The organism is Pseudomonas fortuita, from assembly GCF_026898135.2.
GTDB classification, from domain to species: domain Bacteria; phylum Pseudomonadota; class Gammaproteobacteria; order Pseudomonadales; family Pseudomonadaceae; genus Aquipseudomonas; species Aquipseudomonas fortuita.
In genome coordinates this window covers 5,057,245-5,077,723 of the sequence record NZ_CP114035.2, presented here as the reverse complement: position 1 = coordinate 5,077,723, position 20,479 = coordinate 5,057,245, and the positions used below count along the sequence as shown (strand labels likewise).

General features: G+C 62.3%; 18 protein-coding genes. 8 read left to right on the top strand and 10 right to left on the bottom strand.

The features are described from left to right. Positions 1-30: 30 nt before the first annotated feature. Genes OZ911_RS23240 through ttgA form a run of 3 tightly spaced genes read right to left on the bottom strand, consistent with a single transcriptional unit; the run spans position 31 to position 5,792 of the window. On the bottom strand, positions 31-1,485 hold the full coding sequence (locus OZ911_RS23240) for an AdeC/AdeK/OprM family multidrug efflux complex outer membrane factor (protein ID WP_023048881.1): 1,455 nt from the start codon (positions 1,483-1,485) through the stop codon (positions 31-33). After that, positions 1,482-4,634: a multidrug efflux RND transporter permease subunit TtgB gene (gene ttgB / locus OZ911_RS23235; RefSeq protein WP_016488874.1), complete on the bottom strand. Its 3,153-nt coding sequence runs from the start codon at positions 4,632-4,634 to the stop codon at positions 1,482-1,484. The genes OZ911_RS23240 and ttgB overlap by 4 nt, the downstream gene beginning before the upstream one ends. 3 nt (positions 4,635-4,637) lie before the next feature. Beyond that, on the bottom strand, positions 4,638-5,792 hold the full coding sequence (ttgA, locus tag OZ911_RS23230; RefSeq protein ID WP_016488873.1) for a toluene efflux RND transporter periplasmic adaptor subunit TtgA: 1,155 nt from the start codon (positions 5,790-5,792) through the stop codon (positions 4,638-4,640). A 258-nt stretch (positions 5,793-6,050) separates the two neighbouring features. On the opposite strand from ttgA, the gene ttgR reads away from it, so the two are divergent. Next, positions 6,051-6,683 (top strand): efflux transport transcriptional regulator TtgR, encoded by a 633-nt coding sequence (ttgR, locus tag OZ911_RS23225; protein ID WP_016488872.1) that lies wholly within the window; start codon positions 6,051-6,053, stop codon positions 6,681-6,683. 77 nt (positions 6,684-6,760) lie between these two features. Here the strand turns inward: ttgR and OZ911_RS23220 are convergent, their stop codons facing one another. Continuing rightward, entirely contained in the window at positions 6,761-8,212 is a 1,452-nt protein-coding gene (locus OZ911_RS23220) for an MDR family MFS transporter (protein WP_016488871.1), read from the bottom strand. A gap of 361 nt (positions 8,213-8,573) precedes the next feature. Here OZ911_RS23220 and OZ911_RS23215 point away from each other — a divergent pair, with 361 nt between their 5' ends. Further along, positions 8,574-9,443, top strand: a complete 870-nt coding sequence (locus tag OZ911_RS23215) for an oxaloacetate decarboxylase (RefSeq protein ID WP_016488870.1) — start codon at positions 8,574-8,576, stop codon at positions 9,441-9,443. A 252-nt stretch (positions 9,444-9,695) separates the two neighbouring features. Here the strand turns inward: OZ911_RS23215 and OZ911_RS23210 are convergent, their stop codons facing one another. Beyond that, positions 9,696-10,601, bottom strand: coding sequence for a LysR family transcriptional regulator (locus OZ911_RS23210; protein WP_060517521.1), 906 nt, complete (start codon positions 10,599-10,601; stop codon positions 9,696-9,698). Between the two features lie 102 nt (positions 10,602-10,703). Here OZ911_RS23210 and OZ911_RS23205 point away from each other — a divergent pair, with 102 nt between their 5' ends. Together OZ911_RS23205 and OZ911_RS23200 are read left to right on the top strand one after the other, a co-directional pair. Then, entirely contained in the window at positions 10,704-11,579 is an 876-nt protein-coding gene (locus tag OZ911_RS23205) for an MBL fold metallo-hydrolase (protein ID WP_023048880.1), read from the top strand. Between the two features lie 28 nt (positions 11,580-11,607). Then, positions 11,608-12,222, top strand: coding sequence for an NAD(P)-dependent oxidoreductase (locus OZ911_RS23200; RefSeq protein WP_023048879.1), 615 nt, complete (start codon positions 11,608-11,610; stop codon positions 12,220-12,222). Positions 12,223-12,320: 98 nt separating this feature from the next. On the opposite strand, the gene OZ911_RS23195 is transcribed toward OZ911_RS23200, so the two are convergent. Beyond that, positions 12,321-13,196: a LysR substrate-binding domain-containing protein gene (locus OZ911_RS23195; RefSeq protein WP_023048878.1), complete on the bottom strand. Its 876-nt coding sequence runs from the start codon at positions 13,194-13,196 to the stop codon at positions 12,321-12,323. Between the two features lie 114 nt (positions 13,197-13,310). On the opposite strand from OZ911_RS23195, the gene OZ911_RS23190 reads away from it, so the two are divergent. Then, positions 13,311-14,948: a 5-guanidino-2-oxopentanoate decarboxylase gene (locus tag OZ911_RS23190; protein WP_268968483.1), complete on the top strand. Its 1,638-nt coding sequence runs from the start codon at positions 13,311-13,313 to the stop codon at positions 14,946-14,948. 133 nt (positions 14,949-15,081) lie between these two features. Here OZ911_RS23190 and OZ911_RS23185 read toward each other — a convergent pair whose 3' ends face one another. Continuing rightward, positions 15,082-16,002: an AraC family transcriptional regulator gene (locus OZ911_RS23185; protein WP_016488864.1), complete on the bottom strand. Its 921-nt coding sequence runs from the start codon at positions 16,000-16,002 to the stop codon at positions 15,082-15,084. Positions 16,003-16,204: 202 nt separating this feature from the next. Between OZ911_RS23185 and OZ911_RS23180 the strand changes: the two genes are divergently transcribed. Then, a complete protein-coding gene (locus OZ911_RS23180) occupies positions 16,205-16,498 on the top strand; it encodes a putative quinol monooxygenase (protein ID WP_016488863.1) in 294 nt (97 codons plus the stop codon). 16 nt (positions 16,499-16,514) lie between these two features. Further along, complete coding sequence (locus OZ911_RS23175; protein WP_016488862.1) at positions 16,515-16,781, top strand: hypothetical protein; 267 nt, start codon at positions 16,515-16,517, stop codon at positions 16,779-16,781. Here the strand turns inward: OZ911_RS23175 and OZ911_RS23170 are convergent, their stop codons facing one another. Further along, the gene (locus tag OZ911_RS23170; RefSeq protein WP_016488861.1) at positions 16,782-17,387 is read right to left on the bottom strand and encodes a flavin reductase family protein; all 606 of its coding nucleotides are present in this window, start codon (positions 17,385-17,387) and stop codon (positions 16,782-16,784) included. Between the two features lie 118 nt (positions 17,388-17,505). Next, positions 17,506-17,832, bottom strand: coding sequence for a hypothetical protein (locus OZ911_RS23165; protein WP_023047320.1), 327 nt, complete (start codon positions 17,830-17,832; stop codon positions 17,506-17,508). A gap of 341 nt (positions 17,833-18,173) precedes the next feature. Here OZ911_RS23165 and OZ911_RS23160 point away from each other — a divergent pair, with 341 nt between their 5' ends. Continuing rightward, the gene (locus OZ911_RS23160) at positions 18,174-18,926 is read left to right on the top strand and encodes a COG4705 family protein (protein ID WP_023047319.1); all 753 of its coding nucleotides are present in this window, start codon (positions 18,174-18,176) and stop codon (positions 18,924-18,926) included. Between the two features lie 162 nt (positions 18,927-19,088). On the opposite strand, the gene OZ911_RS23155 is transcribed toward OZ911_RS23160, so the two are convergent. Further along, complete coding sequence (locus OZ911_RS23155) at positions 19,089-20,408, bottom strand: MFS transporter (protein WP_024717451.1); 1,320 nt, start codon at positions 20,406-20,408, stop codon at positions 19,089-19,091. Between the last annotated feature and the right edge of the window lie 71 nt (positions 20,409-20,479).

Below are 20,479 nucleotides of genomic sequence, written 5' to 3'. Positions count from 1 at the left end.
AAGGTGGGCTTGATTCAGCTAATGACGCAATCAGCCTTTCGGTGTTTCCACCGATGCCTGCTGGTTGGCCTGGCCGGTCTGCTCGTACCAGCCACCGCCGAGCGCCTTGTACAGGTTGACCTCGCTGGTCAGCTGCGACAGGCGGTCGGTAATCAGCGACTGCTGGGCGCTGAACAGGTTGCGCTGGGCGTCGAGGAAGGTCAGGTTACTGTCGATCCCGATGCGGTAGCGGCGTTCGGCCAGGCGGTAGTAGTCCTGGTTCGCCTGCACCAGGTCGCGCTGTGCCTGCAGCTGCTCTTCGAAGGTCTTGCGCGCGGCCAGGCCATCGGAGACTTCCTGGAAGGCGGTCTGGATGGTTTTTTCGTATTTGGCGACGTTGATGTCCTTCTGGATCTTCGAGTAATCCAGGCTGGCCTTCAGGCTGCCGGCGTTGAAGATCGGCAGATTGATCTGCGGGTGGAACAGCCAGGTGCCTTGGCCACCCGCGAACAGGTGCCCCATGTCGGGGCTCAGGCTGCCCGCGTTGGCGGTGAGGCTGATGCTGGGGAAGAACGCTGCACGGGCGGCACCAATGTTGGCATTGGCGGCCTTGAGCAGGTGCTCGGCTTCCTGGATGTCCGGGCGACGCTGGAGAATGTCTGACGGCAGGCCGGCCGGTACTTCGGCCAGCTGGTCGGCATTGAGCTCCAGGGGCTTGGCCAGGTCGGCAGGAATGCCGGTACCCAGCAGTACGGTCAGGCTGTTGACGTCCTGGGCGACCAGGCGCTGGTACTGCGAGTACTTGACCCGGGCGCCTTCCACGGCGGTGCGCGCCTGGCTGAGGTCGAGTGCCGAAGCCACGCCGACTTCATTGCTGCGGCGGGTGAGGTTGTAGCTTTCCTCGTAGGTCTTCAGCGTTTCTTCGGTCAGCTTGAACAGGGCCTGATCGGCCTGCCAGGTGTAGTAGGCGTTGGCCACGCTGGCTACGAGGGCGATTTGCGTGGAGCGACGCGCCTGCTCGCTGGACAGGTAGGTTTCCAGCGCCTGCTCGGTCAGGCTGCGCACACGGCCGAACAGGTCCAGCTCATAAGCGCTCACGCCCACCGTGGCCGAGTACTGGCTGGTGATGCCGGATTCGCCGGTTTGCGACATGTTTGCCGGGACCCGCTGGCGGCTGCCGCTACCAGTGGCCGAAACCGCGGGGAACAGGTCGGCACGCTGAATGCGGTACTGCGCACGATAGGCGTCGATATTCAGCGCCGCGACGCGCAGGTCGCGGTTGTTGACCAGCGAAGTCTGGATCAGCTGTTGCAGCGCCGGGTCGTGGAAGAACTGGCGCCAGCCCTGTTCGGCGGCAGCAACGTCCGCCGATTGCGTCGGCGAGTACGCAGGGCCTTGCGGCCACTGCGCTGCCACCGGCGCTTCCGGGGTCTGGTAGTCAGGGATCAGCGAGCAGCCGCCAAGGATGAAAGCGGTTACTGCCAGGGACAACAAAGACTTGGTCATTGCCCAGCCTCATAACGTGGAGTTTCAGGGGTGGCGTCTTTTTCCGGCTCTTTGCTGCCGAACAGCGACGACACTGCGACGAAGAACAGTGGTACCCAGAAGATAGCCAGCACGGTCGCACTGATCATGCCGCCGATCACGCCAGTACCAATGGCGTGCTGGCTGCCGGCGCCGGCGCCGCTGGCGATGGTCAACGGTACCACGCCGAGGATGAACGCCAGCGAGGTCATGATGATCGGGCGCAGACGCATGCGGCACGCCTCGATTGCTGCGTCATACAGGCTGCGGCCTTGCTCGTGCAGTTCCTTGGCGAACTCGACGATCAGAATGGCGTTTTTCGCCGCCAGACCGATGGTGGTCAACAGGCCAACCAGGAAGTACGTGTCGTTGGACAGCCCGCGCAGGCTGGTGGCGATCAGTGCACCGATGATACCCAGCGGTACGACCAGCACGACGGCAATCGGGATCGACCAGCTTTCATACAGTGCAGCCAGGCACAGGAACACGAACAGTACAGAGAGGGCGAACAGTGCCGGCATCTGCGAGCCGGAGAGTTTTTCCTCGTAAGACATGCCGGTCCAGGAGAAGCCGATACCGTCCGGCAACTCGCCCGCGATGCGTTCCACTTCGGCCATGGCATCACCGGTACTGTAGCCTGGGGCCGGAGCACCCAGGATTTCCATCGCCTCGACGCCGTTGTAACGGGACAGCTTGGGCGAACCGTATGTCCACTCGCCCTTGGCGAAGGAGGAGAACGGGACCATTTCGCCTGCACCGTTGCGCACGTACCACTTCTGCAGGTCTTCCGGGCTCATCCGCGCGTTTGGTTCGCCCTGGATGTACACCTTCTTGACCCGGCCACGGTCGATGAAGTCGTTGACGTAGCTGGCACCCAAGGCAATCGACAGGGTGTTGTTGATGTCGGCAATGGTCACGCCCAAGGCGCTTGCACGTTCGTCATCGATAGTCAGCTGGTACTGCGGCTCATCGTTCAGGCCGTTCGGGCGCACGGCGCTGAGGATCTTGCTTTGTGCGGCCTTTGCCAGGAACTGGTTGCGCGCTTCCATGAGTTTGGCATGGCCGACACCGCCGCGGTCCTGCAGGAACACGTCGAAGCCGGTAGCGTTACCCAGTTCGAGCACCGCAGGCGGCGCGAAGGCGAACACCATCGCGTCGCGGAAGGTGAAGAAATGCTGCTGGGCACGCTCGGCCAGGGCGAACACACTGTTCTCCTTGGAGCGTTCGCCCCACGGCTTGAGCATGATGAACGCCATGCCCGAGCTCTGGCCGCGGCCGGCGAAGTTGAAGCCGTTGACGGTGAACACCGATGCCACGGTGTCGGCCTCTTCCTTCAACAGGTACTCACGCATCTGGTCAACCACAACCTGCGTGCGTTCGGCACTGGAGCCGGCCGGTGTCTGAACCTGGGCAAACAGTACGCCCTGGTCCTCCTCGGGCAGGAACGCCGTTGGAATGCGCGTGAACAGCCAGATCATGCCGACCACGATCAGCGCGTAGCCGAGCAGGAACGGTATTTTGTTGCGCAGGATAGTGCCCACGCTGCGCTCGTAGCCGTTTACGCTGCGGTCGAAGTTGCGGTTGAACCAGCCAAAGAACCCGCCTTTGGCGGTGTGGTGCTCACCTTTCTTCAGCGGCTTGAGCATGGTGGCGCACAGTGCCGGGGTAAAGATAAGCGCTACCAGCACCGAGAGGCCCATGGCCGACACGATGGTGATGGAGAACTGCCGGTAGATCACGCCTGTGGAACCACCGAAGAACGCCATGGGCAGCAGTACCGCCGACAGTACCAGGGCGATACCCACCAGGGCGCCCTGGATCTGTTCCATCGAACGTTTGGTCGCCTCCTTGGGCGGTAACCCTTCTTCGGACATGACCCGTTCGACGTTCTCCACCACGACGATGGCGTCGTCCACCAGCAAGCCGATGGCCAGGACCATGGCGAACATGGTCAGGGTGTTGATGCTGAAGCCGGCGGCGGCAAGGATGCCGAACGTGCCCAACAACACCACCGGTACGGTCATGGTGGTGATGATGGTGGCGCGGAAGTTCTGCAGGAACAGGTACATTACCAGGAACACCAGGACCACGGCTTCGATCAAGGTGTGGATCACACCGCTGATGGATTCGGTGACCACCGGGGTGGTGTCATAAGGGAATACCGCTTTCACGCCAGGCGGGAAGAAAGGTTCCAGGCCTTTGATGGTTTCGCGCAGTGCCTTGGCGGTGTCCAGGGCGTTGGCGCCGGTTGCCAGTTTTACGGCCAGGCCGGAAGCCGGCTTGCCGTTGAACTGGGCGCTGACCGCGTAGTTTTCACCGCCCAGGCCCACTTGCGCGACGTCACCCAGCCGTACCTGGGAGCCGTCCTTGTTGACCTTGAGCAGGATCTTCTCGAACTGCTCGGCGGTCTGCAGGCGGGTCTTGCCGATGATGGTGGCGTTCAGCTGGGTACCAGGCAGGGCTGGCAGGCCACCGAGCTGGCCGGACGACACCTGCACGTTTTGCGCCGCCACGGCGGTCTTGACGTCGACCGGAGTGAGCTGGAACTTGTTCAGCTTGGCCGGATCGAGCCAGATACGCATGGCGTACTGCGCACCGAACACCTGGAAGTCACCCACACCCGCAGTACGCGAGATCGGGTCCTGCATGTTTGAGACGATGTAGTTGGCCAAGTCGTCCTTGGTCATGCTGCCGTCTTCGGACACCAGGCCGATCACCAGCAGGAAGTTTTTCACTGCCTTGGTGACACGGATACCTTGCTGTTGCACTTCCTGCGGCAGCAGTGGTGTGGCCAGGTTCAGCTTGTTCTGTACCTGGACCTGCGCGGTGTCAGGGTTGGTGCCTTGCTCGAAGGTAGCGGTAATGGTCATGCTGCCGTCGGAGTTGCTTTCCGACGATACATAACGCAGGTTGTCGATACCGTTGAGCTGCTGCTCGATCACCTGTACCACGGTGTCCTGCACGGTCTGCGCCGAGGCGCCCGGGTAGGTCACGGCGATGGCGATGGCCGGCGGCGCGATGCTGGGGTATTGGTTGATAGGCAGCTTCAGGATCGACAAGGCGCCGACCAGCATGATCACCAAGGCGATCACCCAGGCGAAGATCGGGCGATCGATAAAGAACTTCGACATGGTTTACTCCGCTTTGGCGTCTGCTTTCGCCGCGTTGGCCTGATCAGGGCTGCCCGGCTTCTTGACGTTGGTGGCTTCGCTGACCTTGACCTCGACGCCCGGGCGCACGTACTGCAACCCTTCGGTGATCAGGCGGTCGCCTGGGTTGAGGCCTTCCTCGATCAGCCAATCGCTGCCCAAGGTACGGCTGGCCTTGAGCTGGCGCAGTTCGACCTTGTTCTCCTGGTTGACCACCAGGGCGGTTGGCGAGCCTTTGAGGTCACGGGTCACGCCCTGTTGCGGTGCCAGAATGGCGTTGGCGTTAACCCCGGCGTTCAGCCGCGCATGCACGAACATGCCTGGGAGCAGGGTGTGATCGGGGTTCGGGAACAGGGCACGCAGGGTGACCGAGCCCGTGGTTTCGTCAACCGAAACTTCCGAGAACTCCAGGCGGCCTTCCTGCTTGAACAGGCTGCCGTCTTCGAGCACCAACTGCACCGAGGCTGCATTTTCGCCAGCCTTCTTCAGCTGGCCGCTCGCCAGGTCACGGCGCAACTTGAGCAGCTCGGCGGTGGACTGGGTGACGTCGACATAGATCGGATCGAGTTGCTGGATGGTCGCCATGGCGTTGGTCTGGCCATTGCTTACCAGGGCACCTTCGGTAAACGTAGAACGGCCGATACGGCCGCTGATCGGTGCCAGGACCTTGGTGTAGCGCAGGTCGATCTGTGCGCTCTTGAGCGAAGCCTCGGCCTGCAATCGTTTGGCATTGGCGTCGTCGTACTCCTGCTTGGAGACGGCCTGTTCGTCAATCAGCTGCTTGTAGCGCTCGGCCAGCGAGCGGGTAGCCTGCAGGTTGGCCTGAGCATTGCCCAGGTTGGCTTCGTACACGGCAGGGTCGATCTGGTACAGCTGCTGGCCTTCCTTGACATCGCTGCCTTCCTTGAACAGGCGCTTGAGGATGATGCCATTGACCTGTGGGCGCACTTCGGCGACGCGGTAGGCAGTGGTGCGCCCCGGCAATTCCGAGGTCAGGGTGAAGGCTTGCGGCTGGATGGTCACGACGCCGACCTGAGGAGCCTGCGCCGCGGGCGCTGCTTCTTCTTTCTTACAGCCACTGAGCAGGGTTGCCAGGGCGACGGCGGAAACCAGAGCGGTAACGGCTGGCTTGAATTGCATGAGGATCCTCGGGTCGCTGGAGCAGGGAGACGCTCAAGAGTAATGGAAGAGTTCTTGATCTGGAAAAATTGCTATCCGGTGGATAAATAGCTTGCTAAGGAATATACTTACATTCATGGTTGTTTGTAAATACCGCTGGGTTGTACTCAGGTACTGCCACAGCTCTTGATTAGCTTATCCGTGAGGCTCCCTGCAGAGGTGCCCCCGAAGCGTCCCCCGTACGCGCCGCGCGTTCGGGCCAGATGAGGTTGTACTGCCATGGTCCGTCGAACCAAAGAAGAAGCCCAGGAAACCCGCGCCCAGATCATTGAGGCGGCGGAAAAGGCCTTCTACAAGCGCGGGGTTGCGCGAACCACCCTGGCCGACATCGCCGAGCTGGCGGGAGTCACGCGCGGGGCGATCTACTGGCACTTCAACAACAAGGCGGAGCTGGTACAGGCGCTGCTCGACAGCTTGCACGAAACCCATGACCACTTGGCACGGGCGAGCGAAAGCGAGGACGAAGTCGACCCGCTCGGCTGCATGCGCAAGCTGCTGTTGCAAGTGTTCAACGAGCTGGTGCTCGATGCCCGAACCCGGCGTATCAATGAAATCCTGCATCACAAGTGCGAGTTCACCGATGACATGTGTGAAATTCGCCAGCAGCGCCAGGGGGCGGTGCTGGATTGCCACAAGGGCATTGCCCTGGCGTTGGCCAATGCCGTTCGCCGGGGCCAGTTGCCTGGCGAGCTGGATGTCGAGCGCGCGGCGGTGGCCATGTTTGCCTATGTCGATGGCCTGATCGGGCGCTGGCTGTTGCTGCCTGACAGTGTCGATCTGTTGGGTGATGTCGAAAAATGGGTCGACACCGGGCTGGATATGCTGCGCTTGAGCCCGGCTCTGCGCAAATGACACTTTGTTAAGGATTGTGAGGGATTGTTTCCCTTATGTATTAGCAGAGTATTAAGCGCAGGGTGCGGGAGCTGCCTCTAGCGTCCGCGCAGTTGCCGATCCGGCAGCGCCACTGCGGCAATCAGCCCGAGCAGTGCAACCAGCCCACTTCCCATCAGCAACTGCCGGAATGTTTCCGTCAACCGCGCCTGCGTGACCAGGTCCACCTCCCCTGCCTTCAGACTCCCAAGCAACGGGTTGCCCAGCATTTCGAACCCGCCCTGGTGCAGCAGTGCCAGCAGCAGACTGGACATGCAGGCAACGCCCATGGCCCCGCCCAGCGACCGGAACAGGTTGGTGGTGCTGGTGGCCACCCCAATGTCCTTGCTGTCCACAGCACTTTGCGTACCTACCAGCGATGTAGGGAACTGCAACCCGCAGGCAATGCCGGTCAGCAGCATGAACAATGCACTGAACCACCCAGACTGTGGCGGGGTCAGCGCCATGGCAAAAATGGCCACTGGCATCAGCAGGGCACCGGCCAGAATCTGCGGCTTGTAGCGCCCGGTGCGGCTGGTCATGCGCCCGCCGGTGAAGGCACCCAGGGGCAGCCCCATCGCCAGTGGCAGCAGGTGCAGGGCGGCGCTGTCGGCACCGGCGCCGGTGATGCCCTGATAGCGCAACGGCATCAGCATGGTCAGGGAAATGGACTGGAAACTGGCGAAAAAGATCACGCCCCAGCACCAAACCGCGACACGGTTGCCGAACAGGCCCAAGGGCAGCAGCGGCTCCGGGCAGCGGCGCTCATGAGCGATGAACAGCGCAAGGCCCAGCACGGCGCAGGCGAACAGGGCCAGTACGGCCGGGTCGGCCCAAGGGTGGCCCTGGCCGACCAAGGTGATGCCCAGTAACAGACTGCCCAGGCCGAGGATCAGCAGCACGGCGCCGAGGTAGTCAACCTGCGCCTCGCGGCGTTGCGCCGGCATGCCGCCCAGGGCCCGGTGGATCGCCCACAAGGCAACCAGCCCCAGCGGCAGGTTGATCCAGAATACCCAGCGCCATGACAGGTACTCGGTCAACCCTCCACCCAGCACTGGCCCGGCGACACTCGCCACTGCATACATGCTGCTGAAATAGCCCTGATAGCGGCCGCGTTCGCGGGGTGGCACAAAGTCGCCGATAATTGCCTGGCTGACCGAAACCATGCCACCCGCACCAATGCCCTGCAGTACCCGCGCCAGCACCAGCTGCTGCATGTCCTGGGCCAAGGCGCAGGCGATCGAGGCCAGGGTGAACAGACTGATGCCGGTCAGGATCATCCGCCGCCGCCCGTACAGGTCACCCAGCTTGCCGTAGATCGGCACGGCCACGGTCATCGCCACCATGTAGCCGGAAATGATCCACGCCAGCAGGCCGACATCGTTGAACTGGGCCGAGATCGCGGGCAGTGAGACGGCGACGATGGTCTGGTCCAGTGCGCCGAGGAAGATCGCCAGCATCAGGGCGGTGAGCACGTTGCGCAGGGTGGTGGGGGGCAGGGCGGCGGTCACGGGAATACCTTGATTGAGTGTGGCGGCCTCTTCGCGGGCAAGTCGGATTGTAACCTGAGTTAGGTAGCTTCCTATGTACTATCTGCATCCCCTATGCCGAATCGGCATTGGCGCATTCATTCAGTATGCATGGCTGCGTGATATCGTTGGTATGCCACAGGGGCTGAAAACCGGGGCTTGCACCAGCTTGGTGCAGCAATATGCCGCAGGTTTTTCAGGCCGCTGTCTCCCACACCTTTTATTCCTCTGCCTGCATGTCGAGCATGACCGCCCAGATGGCGACGGTTGGAACAGGTCAGGTAGACCCGATTACAGGGGTCGGTAGTTACCGTTCAAATTTCAACTTATTTGCGGAGTGATCATGCCCAAGGCTTCCCATCAAGATCTGCGTTTTGCCTTCCGCGAACTGCTCGCTTCAGGTTCCTGTTACCACACTGCATCGGTGTTCGACCCGATGTCGGCACGCATTGCCGCAGACCTGGGCTTCGAGGTCGGCATCCTGGGCGGTTCTGTCGCTTCATTGCAGGTACTGGCTGCGCCGGACTTCGCCCTGATCACCCTCAGTGAATTTGTCGAGCAGGCCACCCGAATTGGCCGGGTAGCGCAATTGCCCGTGCTGGCTGATGCCGACCACGGCTACGGCAACGCGCTGAACGTGATGCGCACGGTTATCGAACTGGAGCGCGCCGGCGTGGCTGGGCTGACCATCGAAGACACCCTGCTGCCCGCCCAATTCGGGCGCAAGTCCACCGACCTGATCCCGGTTGAGGAAGGCGTCGGCAAGATTCGTGCGGCCCTGGAGGCGCGTGTCGACTCGTCATTGTCGATCATTGCCCGTACCAATGCTGGCGTGCTCACCACCGAAGAAATCATCGTGCGCACCCAGAGCTACCAGAAGGCCGGTGCCGATGGTATCTGTATGGTAGGCGTGAAGGACTTCGAACACCTCGAGCAGATTGCCGAGCACCTGACAGTGCCGCTGATGCTGGTCACCTATGGCAACCCCAACCTGCATGACGATGAACGCCTGGCGAGCCTGGGCGTGCGTATCGCAGTCGATGGCCATGGCGCCTACTTTGCTGCGATCAAGGCCACTTACGATTGCTTGCGCTTGCAGCGTGGCCAGCAGAACAAGTCGCAGAACCTGAGCGCCACCGAACTCTCGCACACCTACACCCAGCCCGAGGATTACATCCGCTGGGCCAAGGAATACATGAGCGTCGAAGAGTGACCGGCAGGGCGCCGTCAACTCAGCGGATGGCGCTCAAGGTTGCAGTGTGAGGCACGCAATGTGCCTGCTCGCAGCTGGCTGCGGCGCTGGGCTGACTGCGTAGCAGCTCGGCGCGCCAGCACGCTGAACCATACAGCCCTGCGACCGCAGTCAGGGCCATGACAAGGGCGACTCTTCTGGATTTGATGCCCATGGTGCTCACCTCCTGTTACAGCAATAGGTGATACCTTCCAGCGTAGGCCAATTTCAGCGTTACAGATCCCGATCCCACTCCGGCTCGTCCTTGAACCGCTGCACCAGGAAATCCAACATGCTGCGCAAGGTCGCCGGCATGTGCTTGCGTGACGTGTACACCGCATTCAGGTTCAGTTCACGTGGCTGCGCTTCGGGCAGCAGGCGTACCAGTTCGCCCCTGCGCAGGGCGTCGGCGGCCTGGTAGGTTGGCAGCATGGCGATTCCTGCGCTGGCCAGGGCTGCCTTTTGCAATGTCATGGCTTCGTTGGCGCTGATGTTTCCCGCCACCGGTACGGCGACCTGCTGGCCGGCCACCTCGAAATGCCACAGGCTGTGGCCGAAATAGGCATGGGTCAGGCAGTTGTGCCGGCTCAGGTCCTCGACCCGTTGCGGTACGCCGTGCTCGCTCAGGTAGGCCGGGGCTGCGCACACCACCGAGCGGCACACGCTCAGGCGCCGGGCGATCAGGTTGGGGTCCAGCTCGTTGCTGGTGCGGATGGCCAGGTCGATGCGCTCATCCACCAGGTTGACGGTGCGATCGAGCATTTGCAGTTCCACCTTCACCCCAGGATAGCGCCGCACATAGGCCGCCACCGCGTCCACCAGCTGCGCCTGGCCGAAAGAGGTGCTGACGCTGATGCGCAGCGCGCCTTTCGGCGCGTCATCCGGCTGCTGCACCGCGGCCTGCAGGTCGCCGGCCAGTTCCAGCAGTTGCCGGCAGCGGGGCAGGGTTTCCTGGCCGGCCGCGGTGAGGCTGAGCTTGCGAGTGGTGCGCTGCATTAGCCTCGCGCCAACCCAGTCCTCCAGCTCTGCCAGGTAACGCGACACCACGGGCCGAGAAAGCTGCAGGTGGTCTGCCGCTGCCGACTGGCTGCCCAGGTCGACGACGGTAACGAAAACGCGCATGGCGTTGAGACGGTCCATGATTTGCCCGGTTTTAGAAACAAACTATGTTCAAGCATGGCATTTTTTGTCACAGATCGGGCAACTAAGCTGTTAGGCATTGTTCAACTGAAGGCCTTGCCTATGTCCCTGTTCACCCCCTTGCGAGGCCTGCTACTGGCCTGCGTGACCCTGGCCGGCCCTGCGCTGGCCGCCGAACCGCTGCAACTGGAGGTCTACAACCCCGGGCACGAGGCCATTTTTCCGGTCAGTTCGGTGATTGTCAGTGGCGAGCACGATGCCGTGCTGATCGACGCCCAGTTTGGCAAAGCCCAGGCTGAGCAACTGGTAAAGCGCCTGCAGGCTGGCGGCAAACACTTGACCACCATCTACATCAGCCACGGCGACCCGGACTATTACTTTGGCCTGGACACCCTGACCCAGGCCTTCCCCAACGCCAAGGTGCTGGCCTCTGCCGCCACGGTTGCACATATCCGCCAGACCAGGGATGCCAAGCTGGCGTACTGGGGGCCGCAGATGGGGGCAGACAAACCGCAGCGGCTGGTGCTGCCGCAAGTGCTCGAAGGGCAGCGCCTGACGCTGGAGGGGCAGGCCTTGGACGTGGTCGGCCTGGACGGCCCGCAACCAGACCGCAGTTTTGTGTGGATCCCGTCGATCAAGGCGGTGGTCGGTGGCGTGGTGGTGTCCGAAAACATTCATGTGTGGATGGCCGACACTCAATCGGCCAAGTCCCATGCCGATTGGCTTGGCACCTTGGCGCACGTCGAGGCGCTGGGGCCACGCACGGTCATCCCCGGGCATTACCTGGGAGACAGCAGCCGTTCACTGCAGGCCGTGCGCTTCACGGCAAACTACATTCGTGGGTTTGACGCTGAAACCGCCAAGGCGAAAGACGCCAATGCGTTGATCCAGGCCATGAAGCAGCGTTACCCGGGCCTGGCCGATGAAAGCTCGCTGGAACTCGGTGCCAAGGTCGCCAAGGGCGAGATGAAGTGGTAATTCCGTTCAATCAATGGAGAGTGTTCCCATGAGCAAGATCGCAATTATCGGTGCCACTGGCCGCGCTGGCAGCCAGTTGCTGGAGGAGGCCCTGCGCCGTGGCCACAGTGTGTTGGCCATCGCCCGCGACCCTTCGCGATTGCAGGGCCGTGAAGGGGTGACCGTCAAGGCGCTGGATGCCAAGGACAGTGCGGCCCTGCAAGCGGCGGTAACAGGCTTGGACGCCGTGTTGAGCGCGGCGCATTTCTCGACGATCGAGCCGCATGCCATCATCGAGCCGGTCAAGCGTGCCGGGGTCAAGCGCCTGTTGGTGGTGGGTGGCGCCGGCAGCTTGCTGCTGCCGTCGGGGCATCGGGTAATCGACAGCCCGGACTTCCCGGAGGCCTACAAGGCCGAGGCCACTGCCGGGGTGCGTTTTCTGGAAGCGTTGCAGCGCGACCCAGACCTGGACTGGACATTCCTCTCGCCGTCGGCGGAGTTTGTTGAAGGTGAGCGCAGCGGGCGCTACAAAGTGGGCAAGGATCATCTGCTGATCGGTGCGGATGGCAAAAGCTGGATCACCTTTGCCGACTATGCCATTGCCATGCTCGACGAGCTGGAAAAGCCGGCGCATTCGCGGCAGCGGTTTACAGTGGGCTACTGAGTCGCCTGCTTCGCGGGCATGCCCGCTCCCACAGCTACAGCACAGTTCCCAAGGCCCATGCTGTACCTGTGGGAGCGGGCGCGCCCGCGAAGAGGCACTTATTGGCTAGCCTGGCTCTCCAGCCAGTCCAGTAACTCCATCAACCCTGGCGGCAAGCTTCTGGCCTGGCTTACCAGGTAATACCCTTTCCCGGTCACTACCTTCAGCGCAAACGGCATGGACAGCCGCCCCCCGCGCAAGTCATCGCCAATCAGCGACCAGTCGCCGATGGCCACACCCGTCCCCTGCGAGGCCATGGCCATCGCCATGTCCAGTGTCTCGAAATGCTGCTTCGGCCCATGAGTGGCCAACGTCACCCCCGCTGCCTGCAGCCACAACTGCCAGTCATGTTCATCCCGCGACGGGTGGAGCAGCATGTGCCGCGCCAGGTCTTCCACCTGCTGCAACGGTATCGGCCCCTCACGCAACGAGGGGGCGCACACGGGCGTAAGTTGTTCATCGAACAGCTTGCGCACATGCAGCCCGTGGTTTGGCGCATCGCCATAAACCACTGCTGCATCGAAGCCCTCGCGACGAAAATCCACGCCATGCTGCACCGTGGTGGTCAGCTCCACCGGTACGTCCGGGCGCAGTGCCTGCCATTCCATCAGGCGCGGCAACAGCCAGCGCATCACGCAGGTTGGGGCCTTGAGCTGCAAGGTAGTGCTGCGTCCACCGACCTCACGCACGCCTTGCTCAATCAGCGCGAATACCTGCTGTACACGAGGCAGCCAGTCCTGGCCTTCGCGGGTCAGGCTCAGCCCGCGGGCCTGGCGCTGGAAAAGCGCATAACCCAGGTGCGCTTCGAGGGCAGCGATCTGCCGGCTGACGGCGCCTTGGGTGATGTGCAGCTGTTGCCCTGCACGGGTGAAGTTGCAGTGCTGGGCGGTGACCAGAAAGGTGTGCAGGGCGGGCAGGGGCGGGAAGCGTTTCATCGTGCTGAGCCATGATGACAGGACATGGCTAGTATGTGTTTTTTTGCATTGTGGCGGTAGCCGTGGCTTGGGTCCAATAAGGGCATAATCCAACAATATTCAGGGTGAAAACCGATGGCAACCTGCGGCGAAGTACTGGTCAATCTCCTTGAAGGCTATGGCGTCGACCATGTCTTCGGCATTCCCGGTGTACATACCGTGGAGCTCTATCGTGGTCTGGCAGGCTCGTCCATTCGCCACATCACCCCGCGCCACGAGCAGGGTGCCGGGTTCATGGCTGATGGCTATGCGCGCACCCGTGGCAAACCTGGGGTGTGCTTCATTATTACCGGCCCGGGCATGACCAACATCACCACTGCCATGGGCCAGGCGTATGCCGACTCGATCCCGATGCTGGTGATTTCCAGCGTGCAGTCCCGTGACCAGCTGGGCGGTGGCCGCGGCAAGCTGCACGAGCTGCCCAACCAGGCGGCACTGGTGTCGGGTGTGGCCGCGTTTTCTCACACCTTGATGACGGCTGCAGACCTGCCGCAGGTGCTGGCGCGGGCATTTGCCGTGTTCGAGAGCGCCCGGCCGCGCCCGGTGCATATCGAAATCCCGCTCGACGTGCTGGTCGAACCGGCCGACTTCCTGCTGCCGGGCCGCCCGGTGCGTGGCAGCCGGGCAGGGGCAGCGCCGCAGGCCGTGGCGCAGATGGCCGAGCGCCTGGCAGGTGCAAGGCGGCCCTTGATCCTGGCGGGCGGTGGTGCGTTGGCCGCGGAGGCTGCGCTGGCGCGTCTGGCCGAACACCTTCAGGCCCCGGTGGCGCTGACCATCAATGCCAAAGGTTTGTTGCCGGCCAGCCACCCGCTGCAGATTGGTTCGACCCAGTCGCTGCCGGCTACACGCGCGCTGGTGGCTGAGGCCGATGTGGTGCTGGCGATCGGCACCGAATTGGCCGAAACCGATTATGACGTGACCTTCAAGGGTGGTTTCGAGATCCCGGGCAGCCTGCTGCGCATCGACATCGACCCGGACCAGACCGTGCGCAATTACTTGCCCGAGCTTGCGCTGGTGGCCGATGCCGGACTGGCTGCTGATGCATTGCTCGGTGCCTTGCAGGCCCTGCCGCAACCCGTGCGTGAAAGCACTTGGGGTGTGGCTCGCGTAGCCTACCTGCGCCAGGCTCTGGCGGCAGGTTGGGACCAGCCAACCCTGAGCCAGACGCGCTTGCTGAGCGCGATTCTCGAACGACTGCCCAATGCCGTCCTGGTGGGCGATTCGACCCAGCCCGTGTACACCGGCAACCTGACCCTGGACATGGACCAGCCACGCCGTTGGTTCAATGCCTCCACCGGGTACGGCACCCTGGGTTACGCCCTGCCTGCGGCCATGGGCGCCTGGCTGGGGAGTGCGGAGCAAATCGGCCAGCGCGCGCCTGCGGTGTGCCTGATTGGTGACGGCGGTTTGCAGTTCACCCTGCCAGAACTGGCCAGCGCGGTGGAGGCGCAGGTGCCGTTGATCGTGCTGCTGTGGAATAACCAAGGGTACGAGGAGATCAAGAAGTACATGGTCAACCGGGCGATCGAGCCGGTCGGGGTCGATATCCATACCCCGGACTTCCTCGGCGTGGCGCGGGCGTTGGGGGCTGCGGCGGAGCATGTGACGGACGTGAAGCAGCTGCAAGCGGCGCTGGGGCAGGCGGTGGAGCGCACCGGGCCGACCTTGATTCAGGTTGACCAGAATCAGTGGCAGGAAACCGTGGCGGGTTGAAGTCAAGCTATTGCCTGTACTGGCCCTTTCGCGGGCTTGCCCGCTCCCACAGGTGCTGCACATACTCTGAAGTTGTGCTGTACCTGTGGGAGCGGGCAAGCCCGCGAAGAGGCCGGTACAGGAAAAACAGGACTCAGCCAGCAGTAGCCCGCAACCGCGCCACATCCCGAATCGGTGGTGCGCCGTACAGCCGGCTGTACTCACGGCTGAACTGCGACGGGCTTTCATACCCTACCCTATAGGCGGCCACCGCCGCCTCTAGCCCGTCGTTGAGCATCAACCGCCGCGCCTCCTGCAGGCGCAGCTGCTTCTGGTACTGCAACGGGCTCATCGACGTCACGGCCTTGAAGCGATGGTGCAAGGTCGAGGTACTGAGGTTGACCTCCCGCGCCAGATCCTCGATGCGCAGCGGCAACTGATAGTTGTTGTTCAGCCAGGTAATGGCCTGGCAAACCCGGTGAGTCTGGCTGTTGGCCAAGGCAATTTCATACAGCCGGGAACCCTGCGGCCCCCGCAGCAGGCGATAGAGAATCTCGCGGCGGAACAGCGGCGCGAGCATGGCGATGTCGCGCGGGGTGTCCAGCAGGCGCAGCAGCCGCAGCAAGGCGTCGAGCAATGCGGCATCGGTCCTTTCCACATACAGGCCACGGCCTGAGGGCCGGTTGGGTACCAGCATCGGCCCGCTTTCGGCGATCAGCTGGCTGATCTCGGCCGGGTCCAGGTCCATGCGCAGGCCAAGGCTTGGGTTCTCCGGGCTGGCGTCGAGCCTCACGCCACTCAGCGGCAAGGTCACCGAGACAACCATGTAATGCAGTGGGTCATAGGCGTATTGCTCGTCCCCGAGGAACAGGGTTTTGCTGCCTTGGGCAAGGATGCACAGTGCGGGTTGTGCCAAGGTCGGCACCGAGCGCACGTTCTCGGTGTAGCGCACCAGGTACAGGTCATCGATGGCGGATGCCGGGCCATGAGGGTCGCCGGCGTGGCGGCGGATCAGCTCGGCCAGTTCCAGGCGCTGCAGTTCCAGGGGCGGGTCGATGGACGTGGCGGTGGTCATGATGGCTTTCCTCTACTGACCGACGCAGCATAGGTTTGGGCAAAGACGGGCGCTAGTCGAAAGCTGCACGTCGATTGCCTGATCCTGCCGCGCTGCAGGATCAGGCAATCGGCGAGCAGTATTGGCCTAACGCGCCGCGCGGGTGAGCCCCTAACCTTGGCAACCTGGCTTTTCCGTCCGCCTGCTTCAAGGAGATTGTGCAATGACCCTAAAACAACCGGTCACCCATCTTGCTTTCATCCGTGCCAGCAGCGGGCGCTCGGCAGAGCTGGGCGCGCGCCTGCGCGACCTGCTCGAGCCCTCGCGGCGTGCGCCGGGTTGCCTGAGTTTCACGGTGCAGCGCTCCCAGGCCGATGCCGACCTGTGGTTGCTCAGTGGCAGCTGGCAGGATCAGCAGGCGATGAGTGGCTACTTTGCTTCGCCGACCCTGGACGTGTTTGGCGAGCTGGTGCAGGCGCAAGTGGTCAGCAGCCTGGACTTGCATACCTTCGATTGAGGGTGGATGAGGTAAAGTGACGCCCTTGTTCAACCAAGCGGATAGCAACATGGCACGTAGGGAATTCACTCATTTCGAAGCGGTATCGGCGATGGTGCCGGTGGAAGGTGGCGGCTACAGCGCCGCCATTGCGGTCAAGGCCTTGAGCATGGGCGGCGCGCCGCGCTTTCACAAGGTCCTCGACGGGCAGGTATTCAAAGGCGCCGTGGCTGCCGACGAAGCGGCCACGGCCGAGCTGCAACGCCTGCAAGGCGTCAGCGAAGAGGGCGAACTGATCTGGTGATCAGGCCGGCGGGCGGGCCATCTTGAACAGGTTGCCCAATTCGAAATAGTCCGCCGGGCCACCACCACGCAGAATCGGTTCGGCAGCAGCGGTATCGTAGATGCCGTTTTTCAGCAGGTGCTCGGCAATATGCACCGCCACCACTTCGCCAAGGATCAGCCAGCTGGGCACCAGCTCCTGGTCGGCCCGCTTGAGCTGGACGATCTGGCTGACCTTGCATTCGAACGCCACCGGGGTTTCGCCTACACGCGGCACGCTGACGATGCGCGAGGGCGTGGCGGTGAGGCCGCTCAATTCGAACTCGCTTACCTCGGCAGCAACCGGCGCGCAGCTCTGGTTCATCTGCTCGGCCAGGGGGCGGGTGGCCAGATTCCAGACGAATTCGCCGGTCTGCTCGATGTTGTTCAGGCTGTCTTTGCGCCCGACACTGCAGAAACCGATGATCGGCGGGATGTAGTTGAAGGCGTTGAAGAAGCTGTAGGGCGCCAGGTTCAGGCGGCCTTCGCGGTCGTGCGAGGAAATCCAGCCGATAGGGCGGGGGCCGACGATGGCGTTGAACGGGTCGTGGGGCAGGCCGTGGCCTTTGGCAGGTTCGTAGTAATACATCTGTGCTGGGCTTGTTGGCCCTACCTCCTGATGGACAAGGTGCCTAGTGTGCCAAGCCTGTGCTCGCCTGCAAATGATCAAGCCCGGCCAAAGCCGGGCTGGTTGCTCGCATCAGGTATCAGCTGATGCGGTGGGCGTTGGTGCGGTCAAAGCCGTCTTCGGCGAAGCGTTGGCCACCGGTGCGGTCAAAGCCGTCTTCGGCGAAGCGTTGGCCACCGGTGCGATCGAAGCCGTCTTCGGCGAAACGCTGGCCACCGGTGCGGTCGAAGCCGTCTTCGGCAAAGCGTTGGCCGCCAGTGCGGTCAAAGCCATCTTCAGCGTAGCTAGCGGACTGTGTTTGAGCCGCGGCAAAGGTGTGAGCGCTGGTACGGTCGAAGCCATCTTCGGCGAAGGCGCCAGCTGCGAAAACCGAAAGGGCCAGGGTGAGGATCAGTTTGTTTTTCATGGTCGGTGCTCCATCTGTGCGAGAGGTTGTTTGTTTCTATGGGTTTAATCCTACGCTGATTAATTTGATTAAAAAGCGCAAATAATAGCGTCTAAAAATCGAATATATCGATGTGTCAGGGCGCACTTCGCGTGAGTCAGGTAGCGGTGTCGTTCACTCGCCGTAAGCTCTCGCGTATCGTTTCATCAGCCCTTGCAGCTTGAGGGTCGGGAATTAATGGGGCGTTAAGAACGAAATGTCTTGTTTCAAAGTTCAATCAACGCTTTTTTCATACATCACCAACCGATTTTTCAGACGCTGCTCAGCACCATCGCCGCACCTCAAACTGGAGCGGCACAACAATGAACAAACTCCCGCAAATCACCTTGGCCTTCTGGGTCATGAAGATCTGCGCTACCACCCTTGGCGAAACCGCCGGCGACTTGCTGTCGATGACGCTGAACATCGGCTATGCACTCAGCTCGTTGATGCTGATCAGCGTGTTCCTGCTAACCTTGGTCGGCCAGCTCTACTCCCGCCGCTACCATCCGATGCTGTACTGGCTGGTGATCCTCTCCACCAGCACTGCTGGCACTACCATGTCCGATTTCATGGACCGCACCCTGGGTCTGGGTTATGCCACGGGTTCGGCCCTGCTCATCGGGATCCTGCTGCTGACCTTCCTGGTCTGGCGCCTGAGCGGCAACCCACTGGACGTCACCCGCATCAAGAATCGTTCGGGCGAGCTGTTCTACTGGGTAGCGATCCTGTTTTCCAACACGCTTGGCACTGCCCTTGGCGATTACCTGGCCGATGATTCGGGGCTTGGTTTTGCCGGCGGCGCGCTGCTGATCGGCAGTGCCATCGCATTGGTGGTAGTGGCCCGTTACTGGACGCGCATCCCCGGCGTGGTGTTGTTCTGGGTGGCGTTCGTGCTCACACGCCCATTCGGCGCCACCTTGGGCGACTTCCTCACCAAACCCCATGAAAAGGGCGGCCTGGACTTCGGCACAATCGGTTCGTCGGCCGTGCTGGGCGGGGTGCTGCTGGTGCTGGTGCTGATGGCCACCTGGTACCAGCGTCGGGAACCGCGCCAGGTGTTGGAGATGTCCTGAACAGGCTCTGAGGCACGAGTGCGCCGATTAACTGAGCTGTTCGGCTCACAGGATGAGCCGAATAGCATGTTTAATCGGCTCACAGCGAGATGAGTGTTGATCAAACAAATGAAAAGGGCGCACCTGGAACGGTGCGCCCTTTTCATTTCAGCAGCTTCACATTCACTCGGTAGTAATCCGCGAGTGTTGCTTGGTGTCCTTCATGGTCGCGTAAACCAGCAGCGAGCAGGCGATACAGGCGGTGACGTACCAGTAGAAGCCGCTTTCCATGCCAGCGCTCTTGAACCACAAGGCCACGTACTCGGCGGTGCCGCCGAAGATCGACACAGTCAGGGCGTACGGCAGGCCCACGCCCAGGGCGCGGATTTCCGTTGGGAACAGCTCTGCCTTGACCACGGCGTTGATCGAGGTGTAGCCGCTGACGATGATCAGTGCTGCCATGATCAGGAAGAACGCGCCCCACCAGGTCTGGATGGTGTGCAGGGTGCTGAGGATCGGCACGGTGAACAGGGTGCCTAGCACACCGAAGGCGATCAGGATCGGACGTCGGCCGATCTTGTCGGACAGGCCACCGATCACCGGCTGCAGGCACATGAACAGGAACAGTGTGGCGGCCGAGATGGTGGTCGAGTCGCTGATGCTCATGCCCACGGTGTTGACCAGGTACTTCTGCATGTAGGTGGTGTAGGTATAGAACGCCAGGGTGCCGCCCATGGTCAGGCCGACCACGGTCATCAGCTCCTTGGGGTGGCGCAGCAGGGTGCGCATCAGGCTTTCCTTGGCCTTTTCCTTTTTGGTGAACGAGGCGGTTTCTTCCATGCCGCGACGCAGGTACAGGGCAACCACTGCGCACAGCGCACCGATCACGAACGGCACGCGCCAGCCCCAGGCATACAGCTGCTCTGTGGTCAGAGTCTGTTGCAGGACAATCAGTACCGCCAGGGCGATGAGCTGGCCGGAGATCAGGGTCACGTACTGGAAACTGGAGAAGAAGCCACGGCGCTCCTTGCTGGCCATTTCGCTGAGGTAGGTGGCCGAGGTGCCGTACTCGCCACCCACCGACAAGCCTTGCAGCAGGCGTGCGATGACAAGCAGGATCGGTGCGGCGACGCCGATGGTTTCGTAGCCCGGGGTCAGGGCGATGACCAGCGAGCCGGCGCACATCAGCAGTACCGAGGCCATCAGCGCGGCCTTGCGGCCTTTGCGGTCGGCGTACAGGCCCATCAGCCAGCCACCGATTGGGCGCATGAGGAAGCCCACGGCGAAGATCGCGGCGGTGTTGAGCAATTGTGCGGTGGAGTCACCGGCCGGGAAAAAGGCCTTGGCGAAGTACAGCGAGAATGCGGCGTAGACGTACCAGTCGTACCATTCGACCATGTTGCCGATGGACCCGCTGAAAATCGACTTCAGGCGGCTGGCGGTGGTTTTTTCCGCGGCGGGCGCAGTGGCCGCCCCGGCGGGCAGGGAGGTGGCGTTATCCATCAGGGATACCTTCTCGTTGTTTTTGTGGAGCGCGCCGTGGCGCAGCTTGCCAGGGCAATTGCAGAAGGTGT